Origin of the sequence: Cellulomonas sp. KH9 (genome assembly GCF_900114185.1) — a bacterium.
GTDB lineage: Bacteria > Actinomycetota > Actinomycetes > Actinomycetales > Cellulomonadaceae > Cellulomonas.
Window position 1 is genome coordinate 1,078,740 of sequence record NZ_FOSE01000001.1, and the last position, 19,274, is coordinate 1,098,013.

Sequence of the window (19,274 nt, forward strand, 5' to 3'; positions counted from 1 at the left end):
CGGAGGGGCCGTCCTGACCAGGACGGCCCCTCCGTCGTCCCCGGGGTCGTGTCGCCCGTGACGTGCGCCGTGGCGCGGCGCGGGGTGCCTCAGCAGGTCCAGGTGCCCTTCGTGATGCTCACGGTGCTGCCCTCGTCGCGGGTGTCGAAGACGCCGGCGTCCTCCTCGGAGCCGAACGCCACCCCGACGCCCACCGGCTCGCCGTAGCCCGTGAGGCCGCTGAGCGCGTCCTGGGCGCCGGACTGGCAGCTCGGGGCCCAGGGATCCACCTCGTAGCCCTCGTCGGCCAGGCGCTCGACCTCCGTGGCCAGCGCCGGGTCGTCGCCGTTCTCGGCGATCGCGGTCCAGACGACCCAGAACTCGCCGTCGGCGTCGGCGGGGGTGACGGCCGCGGGCCAGTCGGCAGTCGAGGGGTCGACGCCCTGGTCGCCGCTGCAGGCGGTCAGGAGGAGGGTGGCGGACAGGGCGGCGGCCGCGGCGAGGCGACCGCGCGGGTGGGTGCGCATGCGCCGGATCGTGGCACGCACCCCCCGCGCGCGCGACGAACTGAAACGCTTCGGATCCCGCACGGGCGGCCGACGGAGGGGTCCGGACGGGGGTGCTGCGGAGCCGATTTCCGACCACGGCGGTGCCCGTGTACTCTGGTCCGCGCTGCCCCGATAGCTCAGTCGGCAGAGCGTCTCCATGGTAAGGAGAAGGTCAAGGGTTCGATTCCCTTTCGGGGCTCTGTGGTGTGTCACGGGCCGGTCGTCCTCGGACGGCCGGCCCAGGGCACGACCGCTGTGGCGGGATAGCTCAGGTGGTTAGAGCACACGGCTCATAATCGTGGTGTCGCGGGTTCGAATCCCGCTCCCGCTACCACGTACGGCGATCATCCGTCGCAGCAGCGCGCGTCGGCCGGCGCGCGCCAGGAGAAGAGCGCAGCCCCAGCGGGGCGCGAGAGGTGACACGAACATGGCCAGCAAGAGCGCGGACGTCCGCCCGAAGATCACGCTCGCCTGCACGGAGTGCAAGGAGCGGAACTACATCACCAAGAAGAACCGTCGGAACACGCCCGACCGGCTCGAGATGAAGAAGTACTGCCCGCGTGACAACAAGCACACGGTGCACCGCGAGACCCGCTGACGCGGGCCACGCGCCACGACTGACCGACGTGCCGGTCGACACCTCCTTCGCCGGGCGGGCCTACCCGCCCGGCGACGTGTATGTGGTCTCGCGCGAGAAGCTGCGGGAGTTCGCCGAGGCGACGGGTGCCACGCACCCGGCCCACACGGACCCGCAGGCGGCTCGCGCGCTCGGGTACCCCGACGTGATCGCCCCGCCCACGTTCGCCGTGGTGGTCGCGCAGCGCACCGAGGCGCAGTACGTGCAGGACCCGGCGGCAGGCATCGACTTCAGCCGCGTGGTCCACGCCGACGAGCGGTTCACGCACCACCGGCCGATCCACGCCGGTGACCGGCTGCGCGCGGCGCTGCACGTCGACGCCGTGACGCAGCGCGCCGGCCTGTCGATGGTCACCACGCGCTGCGAGATCGTCGACGAGGACGGCGGCGCCGTCGCGACCGTCGTCTCGACGCTGGCCGTACGGCCCGAGGACGCGGCATGACCGCCGCGCCCGCCCGTCCCGCCCTGGCCGACCTCGCCGTGGGCCAGGAGGTCGCCCGCCGTCCCGTGACGGTCGACCGCGCACGGCTCGTGCGCTACGCCGGTGCGTCCGGCGACTTCAACCCGATCCACTGGAACGAGCGGGTCGCCACGGCCGTGGGCCTGCCGGGCGTCATCGCGCACGGCATGTGGACCATGGGTGCGGCGGCGGCCGTCGTGGCCGACTGGGCCGGTGACCCGGGAGCCGTCGTGGACTACCAGGTGCGCTTCACGCGCCCCGTCGTGGTCCCGGACCCGGGGGAGGTCGTCGTCGACGTCGTCGCGACCGTGGGCGCACTCGACGCGGAGGCCCGGACCGTCCGTCTCGACCTCACGGTGAGCGTGGACGGTGCGCGCGTGCTGGGCCGCGCGCAGGCGGTCGTCCGGCTCGTCTGACCGGGTCCGCGCGCAGGCGGTCGGGCCGGTCGGACCAGGCGGTCGTCCGTCGAGGGCCTCAGGCGCCCTGGGGGACGGGTCCGGTCGTGGTGCCGACGCGCAGCTGCACCGGGAGCACCCGGGGCCCGGGCATCCGGCCCGCGAGCAGGTCCTCGACCGCCTGCCCGATCGCCGCGCCCTTCTCGGCCAGGGGCTGGGCCACGCTGGTCAGCACGTCCGGGGCCAGCCAGGGCAGGTCGAGCCCGTCGAACCCGGCGACCGACACGTCCTGCGGCACCCGCAGGCCCAGCTCACGGGCGGCGAGCACGACGCCGGAGGCCAGCAGGTCCGACTGGCAGACGATCGCCGTGGGGCGGTCCGGGCCGGACAGCAGCGCGCGCCCGGCGGCGGCGCCGTTCTCGACCAGGGACGCGGGCGTCTCGTAGACGAGGGTGGGGGAGACCCCGGCGTCGGTGAGCCCGGAGAGCCGGCGTCGGGTGATCTCCCAGGAGAGCTGGGCCAGGCGCCGGGGGTCCGCGGGGCCCTCGGCACGCTCACGGTCGAACGGCAGCGTGACCGTGGCGATGCGGGTGTGCCCCAGCTCGAGCACGTGCCGCGCGAGCTCGGCCATGCCCCCGTGGTCGTCGATGCCGACGGCGGCCACGTCCGGCTGGGGCGTGCCCTCGACGAGGACCGCGGGCGTGCCGCGGCGTCGCAGCATCTCCAGCACCGGGTCGTCGCTGGTGCCACCCCACATCTGCACGGCGACGTCCATCGCCGCGGACCCCAGCAGCGGGTCGACCGCGGGTTGCGACGCGTCGTCGGGGCCGGGGATGAGCAGGACGCCGAGCCCGCGGGGTCCGAGGGTGGCGGTCAGGCCGTCGAGGACCTGGACGGCGACGGGGTCGCGGAACGCGCGGCGCAGGGCGTCGCCCATGATGACGCCGACGATGCCGGAGCGGCCGCGGCGCAGCTGGCGGCCCAGCGGGTTGGGGCCGGCGTACCCGAGCTGCTGCGCGGCCTCCAGGACCCGCGCGCGGGTGGCCTCCGCGATGGGCCCGGAGCCGGAGAACGCCAGCGAGGCGGTGGAGACGGACACCCCGGCGCTCGCTGCGACGTCGGCCAGGGTGGTGCGCTGCACGGACAGGGCTGACCTCCGGGGCCGGCGAGGGGCGTGGGGCGACGTTTGACGTCGCCGTCAGCGTACCCGCAGGATGGTCACGTCCCCTCATATCGATTCGATCGCGCACCCCATCGATCGAATCGATTCGAGGCCGGGTCGCCCACGGCGCCCGGCCCGCAGCACCCGTACCCCGGAGCCCTCCCGTGACCCGCCCCCACCTGCCGGCCGTCGCCCGCGCCCGCCTCCTGCTCGTCGGGTTGTTCGCCGTCGCCGGCACCGCGTTCGCGAGCTGGCTGGCGCGCATCCCCACCGTGCGCGACCTGCTCGACCTCGGCACCGCGGACCTGGGGCTGCTCCTCCTGGTCGGCTCCGTCGGCTCGCTGGTCACCGTCACCGTCTCCGGCATCGTGCTGCAGCGCCTCGGCACCCGCCGGGTGCTGGTCGGCGCCACGGTGCTGCTGGGCACGGCGCTGGTGCTGCTCGGCGTCGGGCCGACGGTCGGCTCGCGCGCCCTGCTCGCCGTGGGCATCTTCCTCAACGGTGTGGCCGTGGCCCTCGGCAACGTCGCCATGAACGTCGAGTCCGCCCGCGTCGAGCGCGCGCTCGGGCGCACCGTGATCCCGCAGTTCCACGCCGCGTTCTCCGTCGGCGCCGTCGTCGGGTCCGGCGCCGGTGCGCTCGCCTCGGCCGTCGGGGTCCCGGTGGGCGTCCAGCTGCCCGTCACCGCCGCCGTCGTGGTGGTGTGGCGCCTCGCGTCCCTGCGGGGCGTCGTGCTGCCGCCCTCCGAGGTCGAGGCGGGGGAGCGTGCAGGGGTCCGGGCGGTCGTGCGTGCCGCCGGCACCTCCCGCCTGCAGCACGGCGCGCGACGCCTGGGTACGGCGCTCGACGCCTGGCGTGAGCCGCGCACGCTGCTCGTGGGCGTCGTCGTGCTGGCCGCGGCGTTCTCGGAGGGCGCCGCCAACAACTGGCTGTCCCTCGCGGTCGTCGACGGGTTCGGTCGTACCGAGTCCGTCGGCGGGGCCGTGCTGGGCCTGTTCGTGGCCGCGATGACCGTGGTGCGCCTGCTCGGCACGCGGCTGCTCGACCGGTTCGGGCGCGTCGCCGTGCTCCGGGCGTCGGGCGTCGCGTCGGTCGTCGGCCTCCTGGTGTTCGGGTTCGCCCCCACGCTCGGCCTCGCCGGTGCGGGCGTCCTGCTGTGGGGGGCGGGGGCCGCGCTCGCGGTGCCCATCGGCATCGCCGCCGCGTCCGACGAGCCCGTCCGCGCGGCCGGCCGTGTCGCCGTGGTGTCCGCCTTCGCCTCCATGGCCTCCCTCGTGGCGCCGCCCGTGCTCGGCCTGGCGGCCGAGTCGGTGGGTGCGCGTCACGCGCTCGTGCTCATCGTCGTCGCGATGACCGCCAGCGTCGTGGTGGCACCGGCCGTCGCACGCCGCCCGGCCGCCGCGGTGGCACCCGTCCCCACCCCGCGCCCGCCCGCCGACGACCCCGGCCCGACCGGCCCGGGGACGCCGGACGGCCCCGCCCCGGCGGCTGCGTCGGGCGACGCCCCGCACCGCGTCGCGCGCGTCCGCCGGCACCGTCCGGTGCCTCCGCCGCGCCCGCGCCGCCGCCGCACACCCGATCGACCCGCCGCACCGGGAGGAGCACGATGAGCCCCGTGGAGGAGGTCCGCAGCACCCCGACCCGTGAGGTCCGGGTCGCCTCGGCGGCGGTGTTCGCCGTGTTCCTGCTCTCCGGCGTCAACTTCGCCTCGTGGGCGGCGCGGCTGCCCGCGGTGCGCGACGCGCTCGGCCTGACCCCCGAGCGCATGGGGGTGCTGCTGCTGATCGGGGCCATGGGGTCGCTGGTCGCGCTGCCGCTGTCGGGGATGGTCGTGGAACGGCTGGGCGCCCGGCGCACGGTCCTGGCCTTCGCCGTCGTCAACGGGGCCGGGTACGCCGTCGCGTCGGTCGGGGTCGCGCTCGACCTGGTGGTGCTCGTGGGGGCCGGTCTCGTGCTGGTCGGCGTCGGGGCGGGGGTGTGGGACGCCGCGATGAACCTCGAGGGCGCGGTCGTCGAGCAGCGGCTGGGCCGCACCGTCATGCCGCGGTACCACGCGGGGTTCTCCTTCGGGACGATGGGTGCCGCGGGCGTCGCCGCCGTCCTGGCGACCCTGCACGTGCCGGTGCAGGTCCACCTCCCCGTCGTCGTCGCCCTGTCCTGCGTGGCCACGGCCGTCGCGGTCCGCTCGTTCCTCGCCGAACCGGCGCACCCGGGCGACCCCGCGTCGACCGGGGCGGCCGCGCCCCGCGGCGCCCGGGCCGCGGTCGGCGCGTGGCTCGAGCCGCGCACCCTGCTCATCGGCCTGGTGGTGCTGGCCGCCGCGCTCACCGAGGGGGCAGCCAACGACTGGGTCAGCCTGGCCGTGGTCGACGGGTTCGGCACCACCCACGCCACGGGCGCCGTCGGGTTCGCGCTCTTCGTCACCGCGATGACTGCCATGCGGATGCTCGGCACGTCGTTGCTCGACCGGTACGGCCGCGTCGTCGTGCTGCGGCTGTGCGCGCTGCTGGCAGGCGTCGGCCTGCTCGTCTTCGGCCTGGCCGACCAGCTCTGGCTGGCGCTCGCGGGCGTGGTGGTCTGGGGCATGGGCGCCGCCCTGGGGTTCCCCGTGGGCATGAGCGCCGCGGCGGACGACCCGGTGCGCGCGGCGCAGCGCGTCGCCGTCGTGTCGACCATCGGCTACTCCGCGTTCCTCGCCGGCCCGCCGCTGCTGGGCCTGCTCGCCGAGCACGTCGGCTACCGGCAGGCGCTGCTCGCCATCCTCGTGCCCGTCGTGCTGGGGCTCGCCGTGACCGGTGCCGCACGCCCCCTGCCCGTGCGTCACGCCGCCCCTGCGGACGTGGTGGACGGCCCCGCGGACTAGCCTGGTCGCGTGGAGCTCGACACCTGCGCCCTGCCCGGCCCGGCCCCCGAGCCGGCCCGCCCGGCCGTCCCGACGTACAGCGGCACCCCCGCGCTCGCGGACCTCACGACGCTGCACGTCGGCGGGCCCGCCGCCCGCTACGTCGAGACCGCGACCGAGGCGGAGCTGGTCGGGACGGTTCGGGCGGCCGACGCCGCCGGCGAGCCGCTGCTGGTCCTGGGCGGTGGGTCCAACGTGCTGGTGGGTGACGCGGGGTTCCCCGGGGTGGTCGTGCGTGACGTCCGCGGCGGCATCGACGTCCCCGACGCGTCGGCGTGCGGCGGGGTGACCGTGACCGTCCCGGCCGGCACGGTGTGGGACGACGTCGTCGCCTACGCCGTCGACCACGGGCTCGTCGGCGTCGAGGCGCTGTCCGGGATCCCGGGGTCGACGGGCGCGACCCCCGTGCAGAACGTGGGCGCGTACGGGCAGGAGGTCGCCCAGACCGTCGCCCAGGTCCGGGTGTGGGACCGCGGCCGCGGGCGCGTGCGGACCCTGCCGTTCGTCACCCTCGGGTTCGGCTACCGCACGTCGGTGCTCAAGCGCTCGATGCGCCCGGACCCGGCGGACCACGCCGCGCCGTGGGGGCCGACGCCGCGGTACGTCGTGCTCGACGTGACCTTCCAGATGAAGGAGGGCTCGCTCTCCGCGCCCGTCGCGTACCCGGAGCTCGCCCGCGCGCTCGACGTCGCCGTCGGTGAGCGTGCCCCCCTCGCCGAGGTCCGCGCGGCGGTGCTGGCGCTGCGGTCCCGCAAGGGCATGGTGCTCGACCCCGCGGACCACGACACGTGGAGCGCGGGCTCGTTCTTCACCAACCCCGTGCTCCCGGACGCGGACGCGCTGCCGGCCGACGCCCCGCGCTGGCCGATGCCGGACGGCGCGGTGAAGACCAGCGCCGCGTGGCTCATCGAGCACGCGGGCTTCACGCGCGGGTTCGGGGGGCCCGGACCGGCGGCCTTGTCGACCAAGCACACCCTGGCGCTCACGAACCGGGGCGACGCGCGCGCGGACGACCTCCTCGCCCTCGCGCGGACCGTGCGCGACGGCGTGCGCGACCGCTTCGGCGTGGTCCTGGAGCCCGAGCCGGTGCTGGTGGGCGTCACGCTCTGAACGCGACGGACGCCACCGGACCGTAGGACCGCGTCAGCCCTGCGTCGGCTCCGTCGCGAGCCAGGCGTCGACGCCGGCCAGGAGCCGGGCGCGGGCTGCCGGTGAGGCCGCGCTCGCCGTGATCGACGCGCGCGCCAGGTCCGCCAGCGCGTGGTCGTCGAACCCGTGGTCCTCGCGCGCGATGCGGTACTGGTCGGCCAGGCGGGAGCGGAAGAGCAGCGGGTCGTCGGCGCCGAGCGCGACCCGGGCCCCGGCGTCCACGAGGGCCCGCAGCGGCACGTCCCGGGCGGTCGGGTACACGCCGAGCGACACGTTCGACGCGGGGCAGACCTCGAGCGCGACCTCCTCGTCGACCACGCGGGCCAGCACCCGCGGGTCCTCCGCGCTGCGCACGCCGTGCCCCAGGCGGTCCGGGCGCAGGTGGTCGAGCACCTCCTCGACGTGCGCCGGGCCCAGCAGCTCCCCACCGTGGGGGACGGACCGCAGCCCCGCACGGTGCGCGATCGTGAAGGCGGGGGCGAACTGCTCGGTCTCCCCGCGGCGCTCGTCGTTCGACAGGCCGAACCCGATCACGCCGCCCGCACCGTCGCCGGCGTGCCGCGCCGCGAGCCGCGCCAGCGTCCGCGCCTCCAGCGGGTGCCGCATGCGCGAGGCGGCGACCACGACGCCCACCTCGACGCCGGTGGCGGCCTGCGCGGCCCGCGCCTCGTCGAGCACGATCTCCAGCGCGGGAGTGATGCCGCCCACGTACGGTGCGTACGACGTGGGGTCCACCTGGATCTCGAGCCGGCCCGAGCCCTCCGCGGCGTCGTCCGCCGCGGCCTCCGCGACGATCCGGCGCATGTCCGCCTCGGAGCGCACGCACGCGCGGGCCGCGTCGTACATGCGCTGGAACCGGAACCAGCCGCGCTCGTCGGCCGGCACCACCAGCGGGTCGGCGTCCAGCAGCGCGTGGGGCAGACGGATGCCGTGCAGCTCCGCGAGCTCGGCGAGCGTCTCCACACGCATCGACCCCGTGAAGTGCAGGTGCAGGTGTGCCTTGGGCAGCAGGCTGAGGTCGCGCATCGCCTCCAGTCTGCCAGCCGGCACGGTGCCGGTCGCGCGGGCCCGGGCCCGCGCGGGGTGGCGTCAGGCCGGTGCGTCCACCAGCCGGTAGCCGACGCCGCGGATGGTGTCGAAGTGCTCGGCACCGAGCTTGCGCCGCAGGTACCGCACGTAGACGTCGACCACGTTCGAGCCGGGGTCGAAGTCGTACCCCCAGACCTCCGAGAGCAGGCGCTCGCGGGTGAGCACGTCACCCGGGTTGCGCATGAACGTCTCGGCGAGCGCGAACTCGCGGGCCGACAGGTCGACCTCGGCGTCCCCGACGCGCATCCGCCGGGTGCGCAGGTCGAGCTGCAGACGTCCGTGGGCCAGCACGTTGCCCCGGGACGGGGCCGCGGGCTGGCTGCGCAGCCGCAGACGGACCCGCGCCAGGAGCTCCTCGAACCGGAACGGCTTGGCCATGTAGTCGTCCGCCCCGGACTCCAGGCCGGTGACCGTGTCGGTCACCGACGAGCGTGCGGTCAGGACGATCACGGGCAGGGCGTACCCCTCGGCACGCAGGAACCGCAGGACGTCGAAGCCGTCCATGTCGCCCAGTCCCAGGTCGAGCACCAGCAGGTCCACCCCACCGGCCTCGACCCGCTCCAGCGCCGCCTCGCCCGTGAGGACGGCGGTGGCCTCGTACCCGTGGGCGCGCAGGCCCTTGGCGACGAAGGCGGCGATCCGCTCCTCGTCCTCGGCGATCAGGATGTGCGTCATCGGTGCGGCTCCACGAGCTCGAGGGACTCGGACCCGCCGTCGACGAGACCGACGGCGGGAAGGTCGAGGACGAACCCGACGCCGGGACCGGCGCCGGGGGGCGGGTGCTCCAGGAAGACGCGCCCGCCGTGGGCGGCGGCGATCGCCGCGACGATGGGCAGCCCGAGCCCGGCGCCGTGCTGCACGCGGTCGGCCTGGCCGCGGTGGAAGCGCTCGAAGATGCGGGCCTCCTCCTCGGGCGGCACACCGGGACCCTCGTCGCGCACCCACACCAGCAGCCGGCCGTTCGCGACCTCGCTGCCCAGGCGGACCGTCGAGCCGGGTGCCGAGAACCGCACGGCGTTGGCCAGCAGCTGCAGCCACGCCTGCGTGATGCGCTGCGCGTCGACGTCCGCGACGACGTCCGCTCGGGCCACGACGACGAACCGCCGCTCGCCCAGCCCGCGGGCCTTCTCGAGCACGTCGTCGGTGAGGCGTCCGACGTCGACCGGCGCGCGACGCACGAAGTCCGGGCGGTCGACGGTCGCGAGCGTCACCAGGTCGTCCACCAGCCGCTGCATGCGGTCGAGCTCGTCGAGCGCGAGGGACTGCGTGGCCCGCACGTCGGACTCGTCGGCGGGGTCGAGCAGCTCGAGGTGCCCCCGGACGATCGTCAGGGGCGTCCGCAGCTCGTGCCCCACGTCGTCGAGCAGCTCGCGCTGGGACCCGAACGCGCGCTCGAGACGCTGCAGCATCGAGTTCACGGAGGACGCGAGGTCCGCGAGGTCGTCCTTGCCGGTGACCGTGATGCGCTCGGACAGGTCCGAGCCGGTGACCCGTCGCACCGTGTCGCGCAGCACCCGCACCGGGCGCAGCATGCGCCCCACCACGAACCACGCCACCAGCGACGTCACCGCCAGCGCCACGAGGCCGACGACCGAGTAGGTGAGGAAGATCCGCCAGACCCCCGCGGTCTGTGCCGTGCGGTCCGTGGCCACGACGAACGCGCCGGTCGCGGCGGGGTCCGCGGCGAGCAGGACCGGGACGACCACGAGCCGGTACTCGGTGACCGACGTGCGCACGGTCTGCGGGGTGTCCGCGAGCCGGTCGTCGGGGGCCAGGGCCGCGAGCCACGCGAGCAGCTCCTCGTCCGTGTCGAGCCGGATCGCCCGCGTCTCGTCGGCCGGGCGCAGGTGGAACGTGCCGTCGACCATCGACAGCATGCCCTCGTGCTCGGCGGGCACACGGGCCTCGACCGCGTCGCGCAGCAGCGACCGGACGGACGTCCACGGCACCCGGGTGCCGTCCGGCTGGGTCTCGCCCTCGGTCTGGCTCGTCCGCAGCGCGCTGACGGCCCGGGTCAGCGACTCGTCGATGCGGGCGTCGGTCGCGCGCAGCTGCAGCGCGAGCCCGGTGAGGCCGGCGACGGTCATCGCGGCCGCGGTGAGGACGACGACGGCGGTCATGAGCCGGCCGCGGACCGTGACGCGCGCACCGGTCGCCCGCAGGGCCTCCGAGGGCGCGGCGAGGGTGCGCCCCGACGCCGGCCCGTTCCGCATGGGCTCAGTATGGACGTGCGACAACCGGGGCAGAAGGGTCGTCCGGAGCCGCCCGGACACGGCGCGGGGCGGCGGGTCGCGACGCCGCGGAGCCGTCAGGGAGCGGGCAGGATGCCCCGCTCGATGGCGACCGTGACCGCGCGCGTCCGGTCGTCGACGCCCAGCTTGGCGAACGCGCGCAGCAGGTGGGTCTCGACCGTCGCCTCGGCGATGAACAGCTCGCGCCCGACCGCGGCGTTGGACAGCCCTCGGGCGACGCCCGCCAGCACCTGCCGCTCCCGCGGGGTCAGCCGCTCGGTGCGCTCGCCGCGCACCTGCCGGACCAGGCGCCCGGCGACGGACGGCGAGAGGGCGGACTCCCCGCGCGCGGCGGCGCGCGCGCCGGCCACCAGCTGGTCGCGCGGCGTGTCCTTGAGCAGGTAGCCGGTCGCGCCGGCCTCGACCGCCCGCAGGATGTCGGTGTCCGTCTCGTACGTCGTCAGCACCAGCACGTGGACGTCGGGGGCCCGTCGTCGGCGACCTCGAGGACGACCGCGCGGTCCGCCCGTGTCAGGTGCAGCGTGACACGGGTGGCCCCTGCGTGGCGGCGTGGTGGAACGCGGCGAGCGCGTCCTGCGTCGCGTGCAGCTCCTCGAGCAGGTGCGCACGCACCTCGCTCTGCTCGGCGATCTGCGTGATCCACAGCCCGAGCACCACCGCGAACATCAGCGCCGTGCCGAACTGCGCGGCGATCTCCGTGATCTCCTGACCCGTCGCCCCGATGCGCAGCACCGCGGCGACCGTGATGGCCACCGTCAGGGACACGGCCCACACGGCCCACACGACGCCGGCGACGCGCGTCCGCGCGAAGAACCAGATCTGCGTGGACGCGAGGAAGAGGAGCGCGGAGCCGATGTCCCCGCCGGTGACCTGCACGACCACGACGACGACGAGCACCGCCAGGTACGCGTCCGCGAGCCGCGCACTCCCACGCCGCGCGGCGCGCCGCCCGACCAGGACGTAGGCCAGCGCCAGCAGCAGCATCGTGGAGACGGCCACGCGCGCCTCGGTGAACCCGTCGGCCTGGATCAGCACCGCCACCAGGTACACCGCCGACATCCCGACGAAGACCAGGTCGTACATCATCAGCATGCGCATCCAGAACCCGTGCCGCTCGACCGGCCCGGGCTGCGCGTCCACGGTGCTCACGGGCGCGACTCTGCCACGGGCCGGACCGTCCGCCGCGACGGCCGTCACCCGTCGTCCCGGCGCCGCCAGCGGAACGTCCGGACCCCGACGACCAGGCCGACGACGAGCCACGCAACCAGCACCGCCGCCGTCGGGCCGTGCTGCCACGATCCCGACGGCTCGAGCACGGCGGCCTCGTCGGGCAGGAACACCGAGCGCATGCCCTGCGCCATCCACTTCAGGGGGAAGACCGAGGCCAGCTGCTGCATCCACGTCGGCAGCTCGTTGAACTGGAAGAAGACGCCGGAGACGAACTGCAGCACCAGCACCACCGGGATCACGACGGGGCTGGCGGACCGTCCCGTGCGCGGCACCGACGAGTAGGCCACCCCGCAGACCGACCCCGCCGCCGTGCCGAGCACGAAGACCCACGCGAAGGTCCACCACCGCCCCGCCTCGGTCGGCAGCGGGACGTCGAACGCGAGGGCGGCGACGCCGAGCAGCAGGGCCGTCTGGACGCCCGCCGTGACGAGCACCTGCCCCGTCTTGCCCAGGAAGTACGCGGTCGGGGGCAGCGGTGTGGACCGCAGCCGCTTGAGGGTGCCGTCGTCGCGCTCCGCGGCGATCGAGATCGCGAGGTTCTGGAAGCTCGACAGCATGACGCCGGTGGCGACCATCCCGGGCAGGAAGTACTGCGGGAAGTACACCCCGGAGCCCGGGACCAGCTCCTCGTCGGACCCGAAGACGGTCGCGAAGATCGCGAGCATGAGGATCGGGTACGCGAACACGAAGACCACGGCGTCGCGCTCGCGGAAGAACACGCGGACCTCGAAGGCGGTGCGGGCCAGGGCCAGGCGGCCGACGCCGGGCAGCCGCGGGACGCTCCGCGCGGCGGAACGGGCGTGCGCGCCGGTGGGGGGCGTCGTCATCGTGCCGCCTCCTCGTCAGCCGTGCGGCTCGCGTCGTCGCCGATGAGCCCGAGGTACACGTCCTCGAGCGTGGGCCGCAGCACCTGCAGCCCCGGGACCTCGCCGTCCGGGCGGCGCAGGTCCGCGGCGAGCCGCGCCACCAGCGCGGTCGGCGTGTCCGTCGCCTCCTCGTGCGTGGTGCCGTCGACGGTCCACCGCACGCGGGCGCGGCGTGCCCGGCGACCGCCCAGGTCGTCCGGGGCGCCCTCCGCGACGACGCGGCCGTGCGCGACGACCACCACGCGGTCGGCCAGCCGCTCCGCCTCCTCGAGGTAGTGCGTGGTCAGCAGGATCGTCGTGCCCTCGTCGCGCAAGGACTCCACGAGGTCCCAGAAGTCGTGCCGCGCCTGCGGGTCGAACCCCGTGGTGGGCTCGTCGAGGAACAGCAGTTCGGGATCGCCCACGACACCGAGCGCCACGTCGAGCCGCCGCCGTTGTCCACCGGACAGGGCTCGCGTGCGGACCGCCGCCTTCTCGCGCAGCCCGACCGCGTCGATGACCCGCTCCGGGTCCCTGGGCGCCGGGTAGAACCCGGCCACGTGGTGCACGATCTCCCGGACCGTGACCTCCGCGAGGTCCTGGTTGTCCTGCAGGACGACGCCCAGGCGGGAGCGCCACGCGCGTCCCGCGGTCGCCGGGTCCTCCCCGAGGACACGGACGTGCCCGGCGTCGGCGCGGCGGAACCCCTCGAGGGTCTCGACCGTCGTCGTCTTGCCGGCGCCGTTCGGCCCGAGCACCGCGACGATCTCGCCGTGCTCGACGCGCAGGTCCAGCCCGTCGACGGCGCGCTTCTCGCCGTACCGCTTGTGCAGGCCCTCGACCAGGACGGCCGGGGCCTTCGTCGTCGTCATGGGTCCCAGCCTGCGCCCCCGGGGTGCCGTGGCGCGAGGACCGCACGGTCGTTCCCGGGGTCCACCGACCGGTGGACCCCGGGTCGGCAGGTCAGACGGCCTCGGCCAGCAGGCCCTGGATCCGCGTGACGCCCTCGACGAGGTCGTCGTCCCCCAGGGCGTACGACAGCCGCAGGTACCCGCTGGGGCCGAACGCCTCGCCGGGGACCACCGCGACCTCGACCTCGTCGAGGATCAGCGAGGCGAGCTCGGCCGACGTCGTCGGCGTGACGCCGCGGATCGTGCGGCCCAGCAGGCCCTCGACGGACGGGTAGGCGTAGAACGCGCCCTGCGGTGCGGGGCAGCGCACGCCGTCGATCGCCGAGAGCATCTCGACCATCGTGCGGCGGCGGCGGTCGAACGCCGCCCGCATCGCCTCGACGGCCGACAGGTCACCCGTCAGGGCGGCCACCGCCGCGCGCTGCGAGACGTTGGCGACGTTGGACGTCAGGTGCGACTGCAGGTTGGTCGCGGCCTTGATGACGTCGCTGGGGCCGATCATCCAGCCCACGCGCCACCCCGTCATGGCGTAGGTCTTGGCGACGCCGTTGAGCACGATCGTGGTGTCGGCGAGGTCGGGCACCGCGCGGACGATCGGCGTGAACACGGCGTCGTCGTAGGTGAGGTGCTCGTAGATCTCGTCGGTGATGACCCAGATGCCGTGCTCCAGCGCCCAGCGCCCGATCTCCGCGGTCTGCTCGGGGGAGTACACGGCGCCCGTGGGGTTCGACGGGGAGTTGAACAGCAGCGCCTTCGTGCGCGGCGTGCGCGCGGCCTCGAGCTGCTCGACCGTGACGAGGTAGCCCTGGTCGACGCCGGCGACGACCTCGACGGGCACGGCGCCCGTCAGCGCGATCGCCTCGGGGTAGGTCGTCCAGTACGGCGCGGGCAGCAGCACCTCGTCGCCCGGGTCGAGGACCGCCGCGAACGCCTGGAACACGGCCTGCTTGCCGCCGTTGGTCACCAGCACGTCGGAGGGCTTCACCTCGTAGCCCGAGTCGCGCAGCGTCTTGGCGGCGATCGCCTCGCGCAGCACCGGCAGGCCGGCCGCGGGGGAGTAGCGGTGGTTCACCGGGTCCTGGGCGGCGCGCACCGCGGCCTCGACGATGTAGTCGGGCGTCGGGAAGTCGGGTTCGCCGGCGCCGAAGCCGATCACGGGCCGGCCGGCGGCCTTGAGCGCCTTGGCCTTGGCATCGACCGCCAGCGTCGCGGACTCCGCGATCGCGGCGATGCGCTCGGAGACCCGTGCGCGGGTGGACGTCGTCGTCGGTGCGCTGTGCTGGCTCACGGGACCATCCTCGCAGAGCCCCGCGGGTGCACGGCCACCGGATATCACGGGGTGGTACGCCGGTGTCCGGTGTCGTCCGTGCGGGTGACGTGCGACGGTCCGTGCCACGTCGGCGAGCGGGGGGCGGTGCACGCGGCTCCGACGTCCTGCCGGGACGGGTTCGACCCCGCGCCCGGCGTCGCGTACAGTGGGCCACCGGCGGTTGACGTCCGCCATGATGAAGCACGCCCGAAGCCGAGCTCCGGCCCGGCGCGGTGGTGCGACGTCGTGGCGACCAGGCCGTCGTAGGGCAGTGGCGCAATTGGTAGCGCAGCGGTCTCCAAAACCGCAGGTTGCAGGTTCGAGTCCTGTCTGCCCTGCGCACGCGGACCGGCCCGACCTCGGGACTCCTCGAGGTCCGGGTCGGCGTCGTGAGCAGGACCGCCGGTCGGTCCGGCGCGTCGCGTCGGTGAAGCCCGTGCGTCCGCGAACCGCGGCGCCCGTCCGGGTGCCGCACGACGACGAGACAGGGGCCAGACGTGAGCGATACCGCTGCCGCCGCGGCGTCCGACGCCGAGGGCTCGGCCGCCAGCAGGAGCGAGCACGCGCCGCGTCGCGGCGAGGAGAAGCGCGGGTTCTTCGCGCGCATCGCCCTCTTCGTGCGCCAGGTCGTGTCCGAGCTCAAGAAGGTCGTCCGGCCCACGCGGCAGGAGCTCGTCACCTACACCGGCGTCGTGCTCGTGTTCGTCACGGTCGTCATGCTCTTCGTCACGCTGATCGACCTGGGTATCGGGAAGCTGACGTTCTGGATCTTCGGGTGACGCCCGCCGGCCACCGAGCCGGCGACCACCCCACCCGCGCGGGCGAGCCGCGCACCGCCGGCGCGCACGCCGGCCCACCATCGGAGAAAGCAGGTTGCACGTGTCGCAGGAGTCGCAGGAGCCCACGCCGGGCGCCGAGGCCGAGCTGGCGGACGCCCTGGCGTCGGTCGAGGCCGTCGAGGTGACCGCGGGTGACGAGGTCGACGACACGGAGGCCGGCGACGTCGCCGAGGAGACCACCGAGGACGACGCCGCCGCCGACGAGGTCGCCGACGACGACGCGCCGGTCGCGACGGACGACGAGATCGACCCCGACGAGGACCCGGTCGCCGCGTTCAAGGCCAAGCTGCGCCGGCTCCCGGGCGACTGGTTCGTCATCCACTCCTACGCGGGGTACGAGAACCGCGTGAAGGCGAACCTCGAGTCGCGCACGCAGAGCCTCAACATGGAGGACTACATCCACCAGGTGGAGGTCCCCATGGAGGAGGTCGTGGAGATCAAGAACGCGCAGCGCAAGGTCGTCAAGCGCGTGCGGATCCCCGGCTACGTCCTCGTCCGCATGGACCTCACCGACGAGTCGTGGGGCGCCGTGCGTCACACGCCCGGCGTCACCGGGTTCGTCGGCCACACGCACCAGCCGGTGCCGCTGACCCTCGACGAGGTCTTCTCGATGCTGGCGCCCACCATCGAGGCGAAGACGCCCGCGCAGCAGTCCGCGAAGGCGACGGCCACGCCGGTGGAGGTCGACTTCACGGTCGGCGAGTCCGTCACGGTCACCGACGGCGGCCCGTTCGACACGCTGCCCGCGACGATCTCCGAGATCAACCCCGAGAACCAGAAGCTCAAGGTTCTCGTCTCCCTCTTCGGCCGGGAGACCCCGGTCGAGCTGTCCTTCAGCCAGGTCTCGAAGATCTGACCTGCTGACCGCCCCGCGCCGCGGGGCCCTGCAACCGGGTCATCGCCCACGGCGTCGGCCCACGAGAAGGAACGGAAGGCATCATGCCCCCGAAGAAGAAGGTCACCGGCCTCATCAAGCTCCAGATCAACGCCGGCGCGGCCACCCCCGCACCGCCGATCGGGCCCGCGCTCGGTCAGCACGGCGTGAACATCATGGAGTTCTGCAAGGCGTACAACGCGGCGACGGAGTCGCAGCGCGGCAACGTCATCCCCGTCGAGATCACGGTGTACGAGGACCGCTCGTTCACCTTCATCACGAAGACGCCGCCGGCCGCCGAGCTGATCAAGAAGGCCGCGGGCGTGGCCAAGGGCTCGCCGACGCCGCACACCGTCAAGGTGGCGACGCTGACGGCCGACCAGGTGCGCGAGATCGCCACCACCAAGCTCGAGGACCTCAACGCGAACGACCTGGCCGCGGCGGAGAAGATCATCGCCGGGACCGCGCGTTCCATGGGGATCAAGGTCGAGGGCTGACCCAGCCCCCGAACGACCCGTCCGCCGGCGCGACCTGCGCCGGCGGGCACGTGGCAGGGCCCGTGTGCGGCCCGCATGACCACGACTGCTGACGAAGGAGAACAGGCAGATGCCCAAGCACAGCAAGGCGTACCGCGCCGCCGTCGAGAAGATCGACGCCGACCGGATCTACTCCCCGCTCGAGGCCGTGCGCCTCGCCAAGGAGACGTCGACCACCAAGTACGACGCGACCGTCGAGGTCGCGTTCCGCCTCGGTGTCGACCCCCGCAAGGCCGACCAGATGGTCCGTGGCACGGTCAACCTGCCCCACGGCACCGGCAAGACGGCCCGCGTCATCGTGTTCGCCACGGGTGAGCGCGCCGAGCAGGCCCGCGCGGCCGGCGCCGACGAGGTCGGTGGCGACGAGCTCATCGCCAAGGTCGCCGACGGCTGGACGGACTTCGACTCCGCCGTCGCCACGCCGGACCTCATGGGCAAGGTCGGTCGCCTCGGCAAGGTCCTCGGGCCCCGCGGCCTCATGCCGAACCCGAAGACCGGCACCGTGACGATGGACGTGGCCAAGGCCGTGTCCGACATCAAGGGCGGCAAGATCGAGTTCCGTGTCGACCGGCACGCGAACCTGCACTTCATCATCGGCAAGACCTCCTTCTCGGAGACCGCGCTGGTGGAGAACTACGCCGCCGCGCTCGACGAGATCCTGCGTCTGAAGCCGTCCGCGTCGAAGGGCCGCTACATCACCAAGGCGACCCTCTCGACCACCAACGGCCCCGGCATCCCGCTGGACCAGAGCAAGACGCGCAACCTCACGGAGGAGGACGCGGCCTGACGGTCGCCCCACCGACGACGACGGCCCGGCACCCGCGAGGGTGCCGGGCCGTCGTGCGTCCGGGGTGGGTCCGCCCCTGCGCACCCGACGCGCGACGGGGCCCGGTCCCCCCTGCGGACCGGGCCCCGTGCACGCACCGGCGAACCGGTGCGTCAGCCCCTCACCAGGGCAGCCACTCGGTGACGCAGGTCCCGTCGGCCGTCTCGCAGACGAGCCGGACCGGCCCCGCGGTCCGGGCCTCGAGGCGGAAGTACCCCACCTCGTCCGTCTCGGCGCGCGCGACGTCGCCGTCGGGTCGGCGCAGCTCGACGTGGCCGGGCCGGGCCGGGATCAGCTGGCCCTCGACCAGACCGTCCGTGACCTCCACCTCGACCCCGACGCCGTCACCCTCGAAGACGAGGGTCCGCGACGGTCTGCCGGTGCGGTCGCGGACCCCAGCGGCCAGGTCCCCGGCGGCCAGGTCCCCGGCGCTCGAGTCGTGGACCAGGGAGAGCAGGAGCAGGTCGGTCGCCAGCTCCTCGCGCAGCGCGAGCATCCCGCGGTGGGCGCGGAACGCCGTGGACGCGGTGGCGGTGACGCGGCGGAGGGTCTCCTCCTCGGTGAGCGCACGGACGAGGTCGGCCGCGAGCACGTCGTCGTTCTCCCACGCGTCCGCGGGGCGGGGCTGGGGGAGGCTCAGGTCATCCGAGTGCCAGGACATCGCGGCCTCCTTCGCGTGACACGACGCCGGCGGGCGTCGCGAGGTAGGTGCGGATGGCGTCCGTCCGGCGCAGGCGGGCGAGGCCGCGCTGCCGGGTCGGGCCGATGGACCCGACCGGGATGCCCAGGCGCGCGGACACGTCCTGGTAGCTCGGGGGCGGGTCGGTCGACAGCAGGAGCAGCAGGTCGCGCTGGTGCGAGGGCAGCTCGGCCAGGCCGGCGCGCAGGGCCGCGTGCCGCTCGTCGCGCAGGAGGTCGCTGTCGGGCTCCGTGTCGTCCTGCGCGTCGAGGCGCCCGGTCGTCGGGTCGACCGGGACCGACCGGCGGGACAGGTTCGCCGTGCGGATGCACTCGTGCCGCGTCGCGGTCGAGATCCAGCCCGGCAGCGCCTCCGGCTCGCGCAGGTCGCCGAGGTGCTCGAGAAGGTTGAGCCACACGGTCTGCGCGACGTCCTCCGCCTGCTGCGGCGTGAGCCGGAACTGCCGGACACGTGCCGCCACGAGGTTCGCGTGCCGGCGCACGATCTCGGACCAGGATCCCTCGTCACCCGTGAGGGCACCCTCGACGAGCTGCGTCGCGGTGCGTCCCTCGTACGGTCCGCCCAGCTGTTGTCGGCTGCTCACGGCACGGCCCCCTCGCCTGTCGGACATGTCCCGAATGCCATCATGACG

General features: G+C 74.6%; 21 protein-coding genes, 3 tRNA genes and 1 pseudogene. 13 read left to right on the top strand and 12 right to left on the bottom strand.

Annotated elements, in window-relative coordinates:
• Positions 1-89 precede the first annotated feature (89 nt).
• A complete protein-coding gene (locus BMZ16_RS04870; RefSeq protein ID WP_089798397.1) occupies positions 90-506 on the bottom strand; it encodes a hypothetical protein in 417 nt (138 codons plus the stop codon).
• Between the two features lie 147 nt (positions 507-653).
• On the opposite strand from BMZ16_RS04870, the gene BMZ16_RS04875 reads away from it, so the two are divergent.
• From BMZ16_RS04875 to BMZ16_RS04895, 5 genes are all read left to right on the top strand, one after another.
• Positions 654-726: transfer RNA gene (locus tag BMZ16_RS04875), tRNA-Thr, on the top strand.
• Between the two features lie 58 nt (positions 727-784).
• Positions 785-861: transfer RNA gene (locus tag BMZ16_RS04880), tRNA-Met, on the top strand.
• A gap of 93 nt (positions 862-954) precedes the next feature.
• Positions 955-1,125, top strand: a complete 171-nt coding sequence (gene rpmG, locus BMZ16_RS04885; protein WP_089798398.1) for a 50S ribosomal protein L33 — start codon at positions 955-957, stop codon at positions 1,123-1,125.
• Between the two features lie 28 nt (positions 1,126-1,153).
• Complete coding sequence (locus BMZ16_RS04890) at positions 1,154-1,606, top strand: FAS1-like dehydratase domain-containing protein (protein WP_089798399.1); 453 nt, start codon at positions 1,154-1,156, stop codon at positions 1,604-1,606.
• A complete protein-coding gene (locus BMZ16_RS04895) occupies positions 1,603-2,040 on the top strand; it encodes a MaoC/PaaZ C-terminal domain-containing protein (RefSeq protein WP_089798400.1) in 438 nt (145 codons plus the stop codon). The genes BMZ16_RS04890 and BMZ16_RS04895 overlap by 4 nt, the downstream gene beginning before the upstream one ends.
• Before the next feature lie 58 nt (positions 2,041-2,098).
• Here BMZ16_RS04895 and BMZ16_RS04900 read toward each other — a convergent pair whose 3' ends face one another.
• Entirely contained in the window at positions 2,099-3,166 is a 1,068-nt protein-coding gene (locus tag BMZ16_RS04900; protein WP_089798401.1) for a LacI family DNA-binding transcriptional regulator, read from the bottom strand.
• Positions 3,167-3,345: 179 nt separating this feature from the next.
• On the opposite strand from BMZ16_RS04900, the gene BMZ16_RS04905 reads away from it, so the two are divergent.
• The 3 genes from BMZ16_RS04905 to BMZ16_RS04915 are packed head-to-tail and all read left to right on the top strand — an operon-like array spanning position 3,346 to position 7,193.
• Positions 3,346-4,791 (top strand): MFS transporter, encoded by a 1,446-nt coding sequence (locus tag BMZ16_RS04905; protein WP_089798402.1) that lies wholly within the window; start codon positions 3,346-3,348, stop codon positions 4,789-4,791.
• The gene (locus BMZ16_RS04910; RefSeq protein WP_089798403.1) at positions 4,788-6,044 is read left to right on the top strand and encodes an MFS transporter; all 1,257 of its coding nucleotides are present in this window, start codon (positions 4,788-4,790) and stop codon (positions 6,042-6,044) included. The genes BMZ16_RS04905 and BMZ16_RS04910 overlap by 4 nt, the downstream gene beginning before the upstream one ends.
• Before the next feature lie 9 nt (positions 6,045-6,053).
• Positions 6,054-7,193: a UDP-N-acetylmuramate dehydrogenase gene (locus BMZ16_RS04915; protein ID WP_089798404.1), complete on the top strand. Its 1,140-nt coding sequence runs from the start codon at positions 6,054-6,056 to the stop codon at positions 7,191-7,193.
• A gap of 33 nt (positions 7,194-7,226) precedes the next feature.
• Here the strand turns inward: BMZ16_RS04915 and BMZ16_RS04920 are convergent, their stop codons facing one another.
• The 8 genes and pseudogenes from BMZ16_RS04920 to BMZ16_RS04955 form a co-directional block, all read right to left on the bottom strand.
• Complete coding sequence (locus BMZ16_RS04920; protein WP_089798405.1) at positions 7,227-8,258, bottom strand: adenosine deaminase; 1,032 nt, start codon at positions 8,256-8,258, stop codon at positions 7,227-7,229.
• Between the two features lie 63 nt (positions 8,259-8,321).
• On the bottom strand, positions 8,322-8,996 hold the full coding sequence (locus BMZ16_RS04925; protein ID WP_089798406.1) for a response regulator transcription factor: 675 nt from the start codon (positions 8,994-8,996) through the stop codon (positions 8,322-8,324).
• Complete coding sequence (locus BMZ16_RS04930) at positions 8,993-10,534, bottom strand: sensor histidine kinase (RefSeq protein WP_089798407.1); 1,542 nt, start codon at positions 10,532-10,534, stop codon at positions 8,993-8,995. Before BMZ16_RS04930 ends, BMZ16_RS04925 begins: the two co-directional genes overlap by 4 nt.
• 95 nt (positions 10,535-10,629) lie before the next feature.
• Positions 10,630-11,037: pseudogene (locus BMZ16_RS04935) on the bottom strand (DNA-binding response regulator); the annotation flags it as partial.
• A gap of 46 nt (positions 11,038-11,083) precedes the next feature.
• Positions 11,084-11,722, bottom strand: coding sequence for a hypothetical protein (locus tag BMZ16_RS04940; protein ID WP_143082757.1), 639 nt, complete (start codon positions 11,720-11,722; stop codon positions 11,084-11,086).
• Between the two features lie 44 nt (positions 11,723-11,766).
• A complete protein-coding gene (locus tag BMZ16_RS04945; protein ID WP_089798409.1) occupies positions 11,767-12,630 on the bottom strand; it encodes an ABC transporter permease in 864 nt (287 codons plus the stop codon).
• A complete protein-coding gene (locus BMZ16_RS04950; RefSeq protein ID WP_089798410.1) occupies positions 12,627-13,520 on the bottom strand; it encodes an ABC transporter ATP-binding protein in 894 nt (297 codons plus the stop codon). Before BMZ16_RS04950 ends, BMZ16_RS04945 begins: the two co-directional genes overlap by 4 nt.
• A gap of 91 nt (positions 13,521-13,611) precedes the next feature.
• On the bottom strand, positions 13,612-14,847 hold the full coding sequence (locus tag BMZ16_RS04955) for a pyridoxal phosphate-dependent aminotransferase (RefSeq protein ID WP_089798411.1): 1,236 nt from the start codon (positions 14,845-14,847) through the stop codon (positions 13,612-13,614).
• Between the two features lie 286 nt (positions 14,848-15,133).
• Between BMZ16_RS04955 and BMZ16_RS04960 the strand changes: the two genes are divergently transcribed.
• From BMZ16_RS04960 to rplA, 5 genes are all read left to right on the top strand, one after another.
• A tRNA-Trp gene (locus BMZ16_RS04960) sits at positions 15,134-15,206 on the top strand.
• A gap of 159 nt (positions 15,207-15,365) precedes the next feature.
• Complete coding sequence (gene secE, locus BMZ16_RS04965; RefSeq protein WP_089798412.1) at positions 15,366-15,647, top strand: preprotein translocase subunit SecE; 282 nt, start codon at positions 15,366-15,368, stop codon at positions 15,645-15,647.
• A gap of 100 nt (positions 15,648-15,747) precedes the next feature.
• Positions 15,748-16,563 carry a transcription termination/antitermination protein NusG gene (gene nusG, locus BMZ16_RS04970; RefSeq protein ID WP_089798413.1) on the top strand — a complete coding sequence of 272 codons (816 nt, stop codon included), beginning with the start codon at positions 15,748-15,750 and terminating at the stop codon, positions 16,561-16,563.
• Positions 16,564-16,646: 83 nt separating this feature from the next.
• Positions 16,647-17,078, top strand: coding sequence for a 50S ribosomal protein L11 (rplK, locus tag BMZ16_RS04975; RefSeq protein ID WP_089798414.1), 432 nt, complete (start codon positions 16,647-16,649; stop codon positions 17,076-17,078).
• A gap of 109 nt (positions 17,079-17,187) precedes the next feature.
• The gene (gene rplA, locus BMZ16_RS04980; RefSeq protein WP_089798415.1) at positions 17,188-17,904 is read left to right on the top strand and encodes a 50S ribosomal protein L1; all 717 of its coding nucleotides are present in this window, start codon (positions 17,188-17,190) and stop codon (positions 17,902-17,904) included.
• A gap of 160 nt (positions 17,905-18,064) precedes the next feature.
• Here the strand turns inward: rplA and BMZ16_RS04985 are convergent, their stop codons facing one another.
• Entirely contained in the window at positions 18,065-18,604 is a 540-nt protein-coding gene (locus BMZ16_RS04985) for a hypothetical protein (protein ID WP_089798416.1), read from the bottom strand.
• Complete coding sequence (locus tag BMZ16_RS04990; RefSeq protein ID WP_089798417.1) at positions 18,585-19,226, bottom strand: RNA polymerase sigma factor; 642 nt, start codon at positions 19,224-19,226, stop codon at positions 18,585-18,587. Before BMZ16_RS04990 ends, BMZ16_RS04985 begins: the two co-directional genes overlap by 20 nt.
• Positions 19,227-19,274: the final 48 nt, after the last annotated feature.

Coding starts and splice junctions, on each gene's coding strand:
- BMZ16_RS04910 (WP_089798403.1), top strand. CDS start 4,788: ATGAGCCCCGTGGAGGAGGTCCGCAGCACCCCGACCCGTGAGGTCCGG.
- BMZ16_RS04870 (WP_089798397.1), bottom strand. CDS start 506: ATGCGCACCCACCCGCGCGGTCGCCTCGCCGCGGCCGCCGCCCTGTCC.
- BMZ16_RS04985 (WP_089798416.1), bottom strand. CDS start 18,604: ATGTCCTGGCACTCGGATGACCTGAGCCTCCCCCAGCCCCGCCCCGCG.
- BMZ16_RS04945 (WP_089798409.1), bottom strand. CDS start 12,630: ATGACGACGCCCCCCACCGGCGCGCACGCCCGTTCCGCCGCGCGGAGC.
- rplK (WP_089798414.1), top strand. CDS start 16,647: ATGCCCCCGAAGAAGAAGGTCACCGGCCTCATCAAGCTCCAGATCAAC.
- BMZ16_RS04895 (WP_089798400.1), top strand. CDS start 1,603: ATGACCGCCGCGCCCGCCCGTCCCGCCCTGGCCGACCTCGCCGTGGGC.
- rplA (WP_089798415.1), top strand. CDS start 17,188: ATGCCCAAGCACAGCAAGGCGTACCGCGCCGCCGTCGAGAAGATCGAC.
- BMZ16_RS04920 (WP_089798405.1), bottom strand. CDS start 8,258: ATGCGCGACCTCAGCCTGCTGCCCAAGGCACACCTGCACCTGCACTTC.
- BMZ16_RS04925 (WP_089798406.1), bottom strand. CDS start 8,996: ATGACGCACATCCTGATCGCCGAGGACGAGGAGCGGATCGCCGCCTTC.
- rpmG (WP_089798398.1), top strand. CDS start 955: ATGGCCAGCAAGAGCGCGGACGTCCGCCCGAAGATCACGCTCGCCTGC.
- BMZ16_RS04950 (WP_089798410.1), bottom strand. CDS start 13,520: ATGACGACGACGAAGGCCCCGGCCGTCCTGGTCGAGGGCCTGCACAAG.
- BMZ16_RS04930 (WP_089798407.1), bottom strand. CDS start 10,534: ATGCGGAACGGGCCGGCGTCGGGGCGCACCCTCGCCGCGCCCTCGGAG.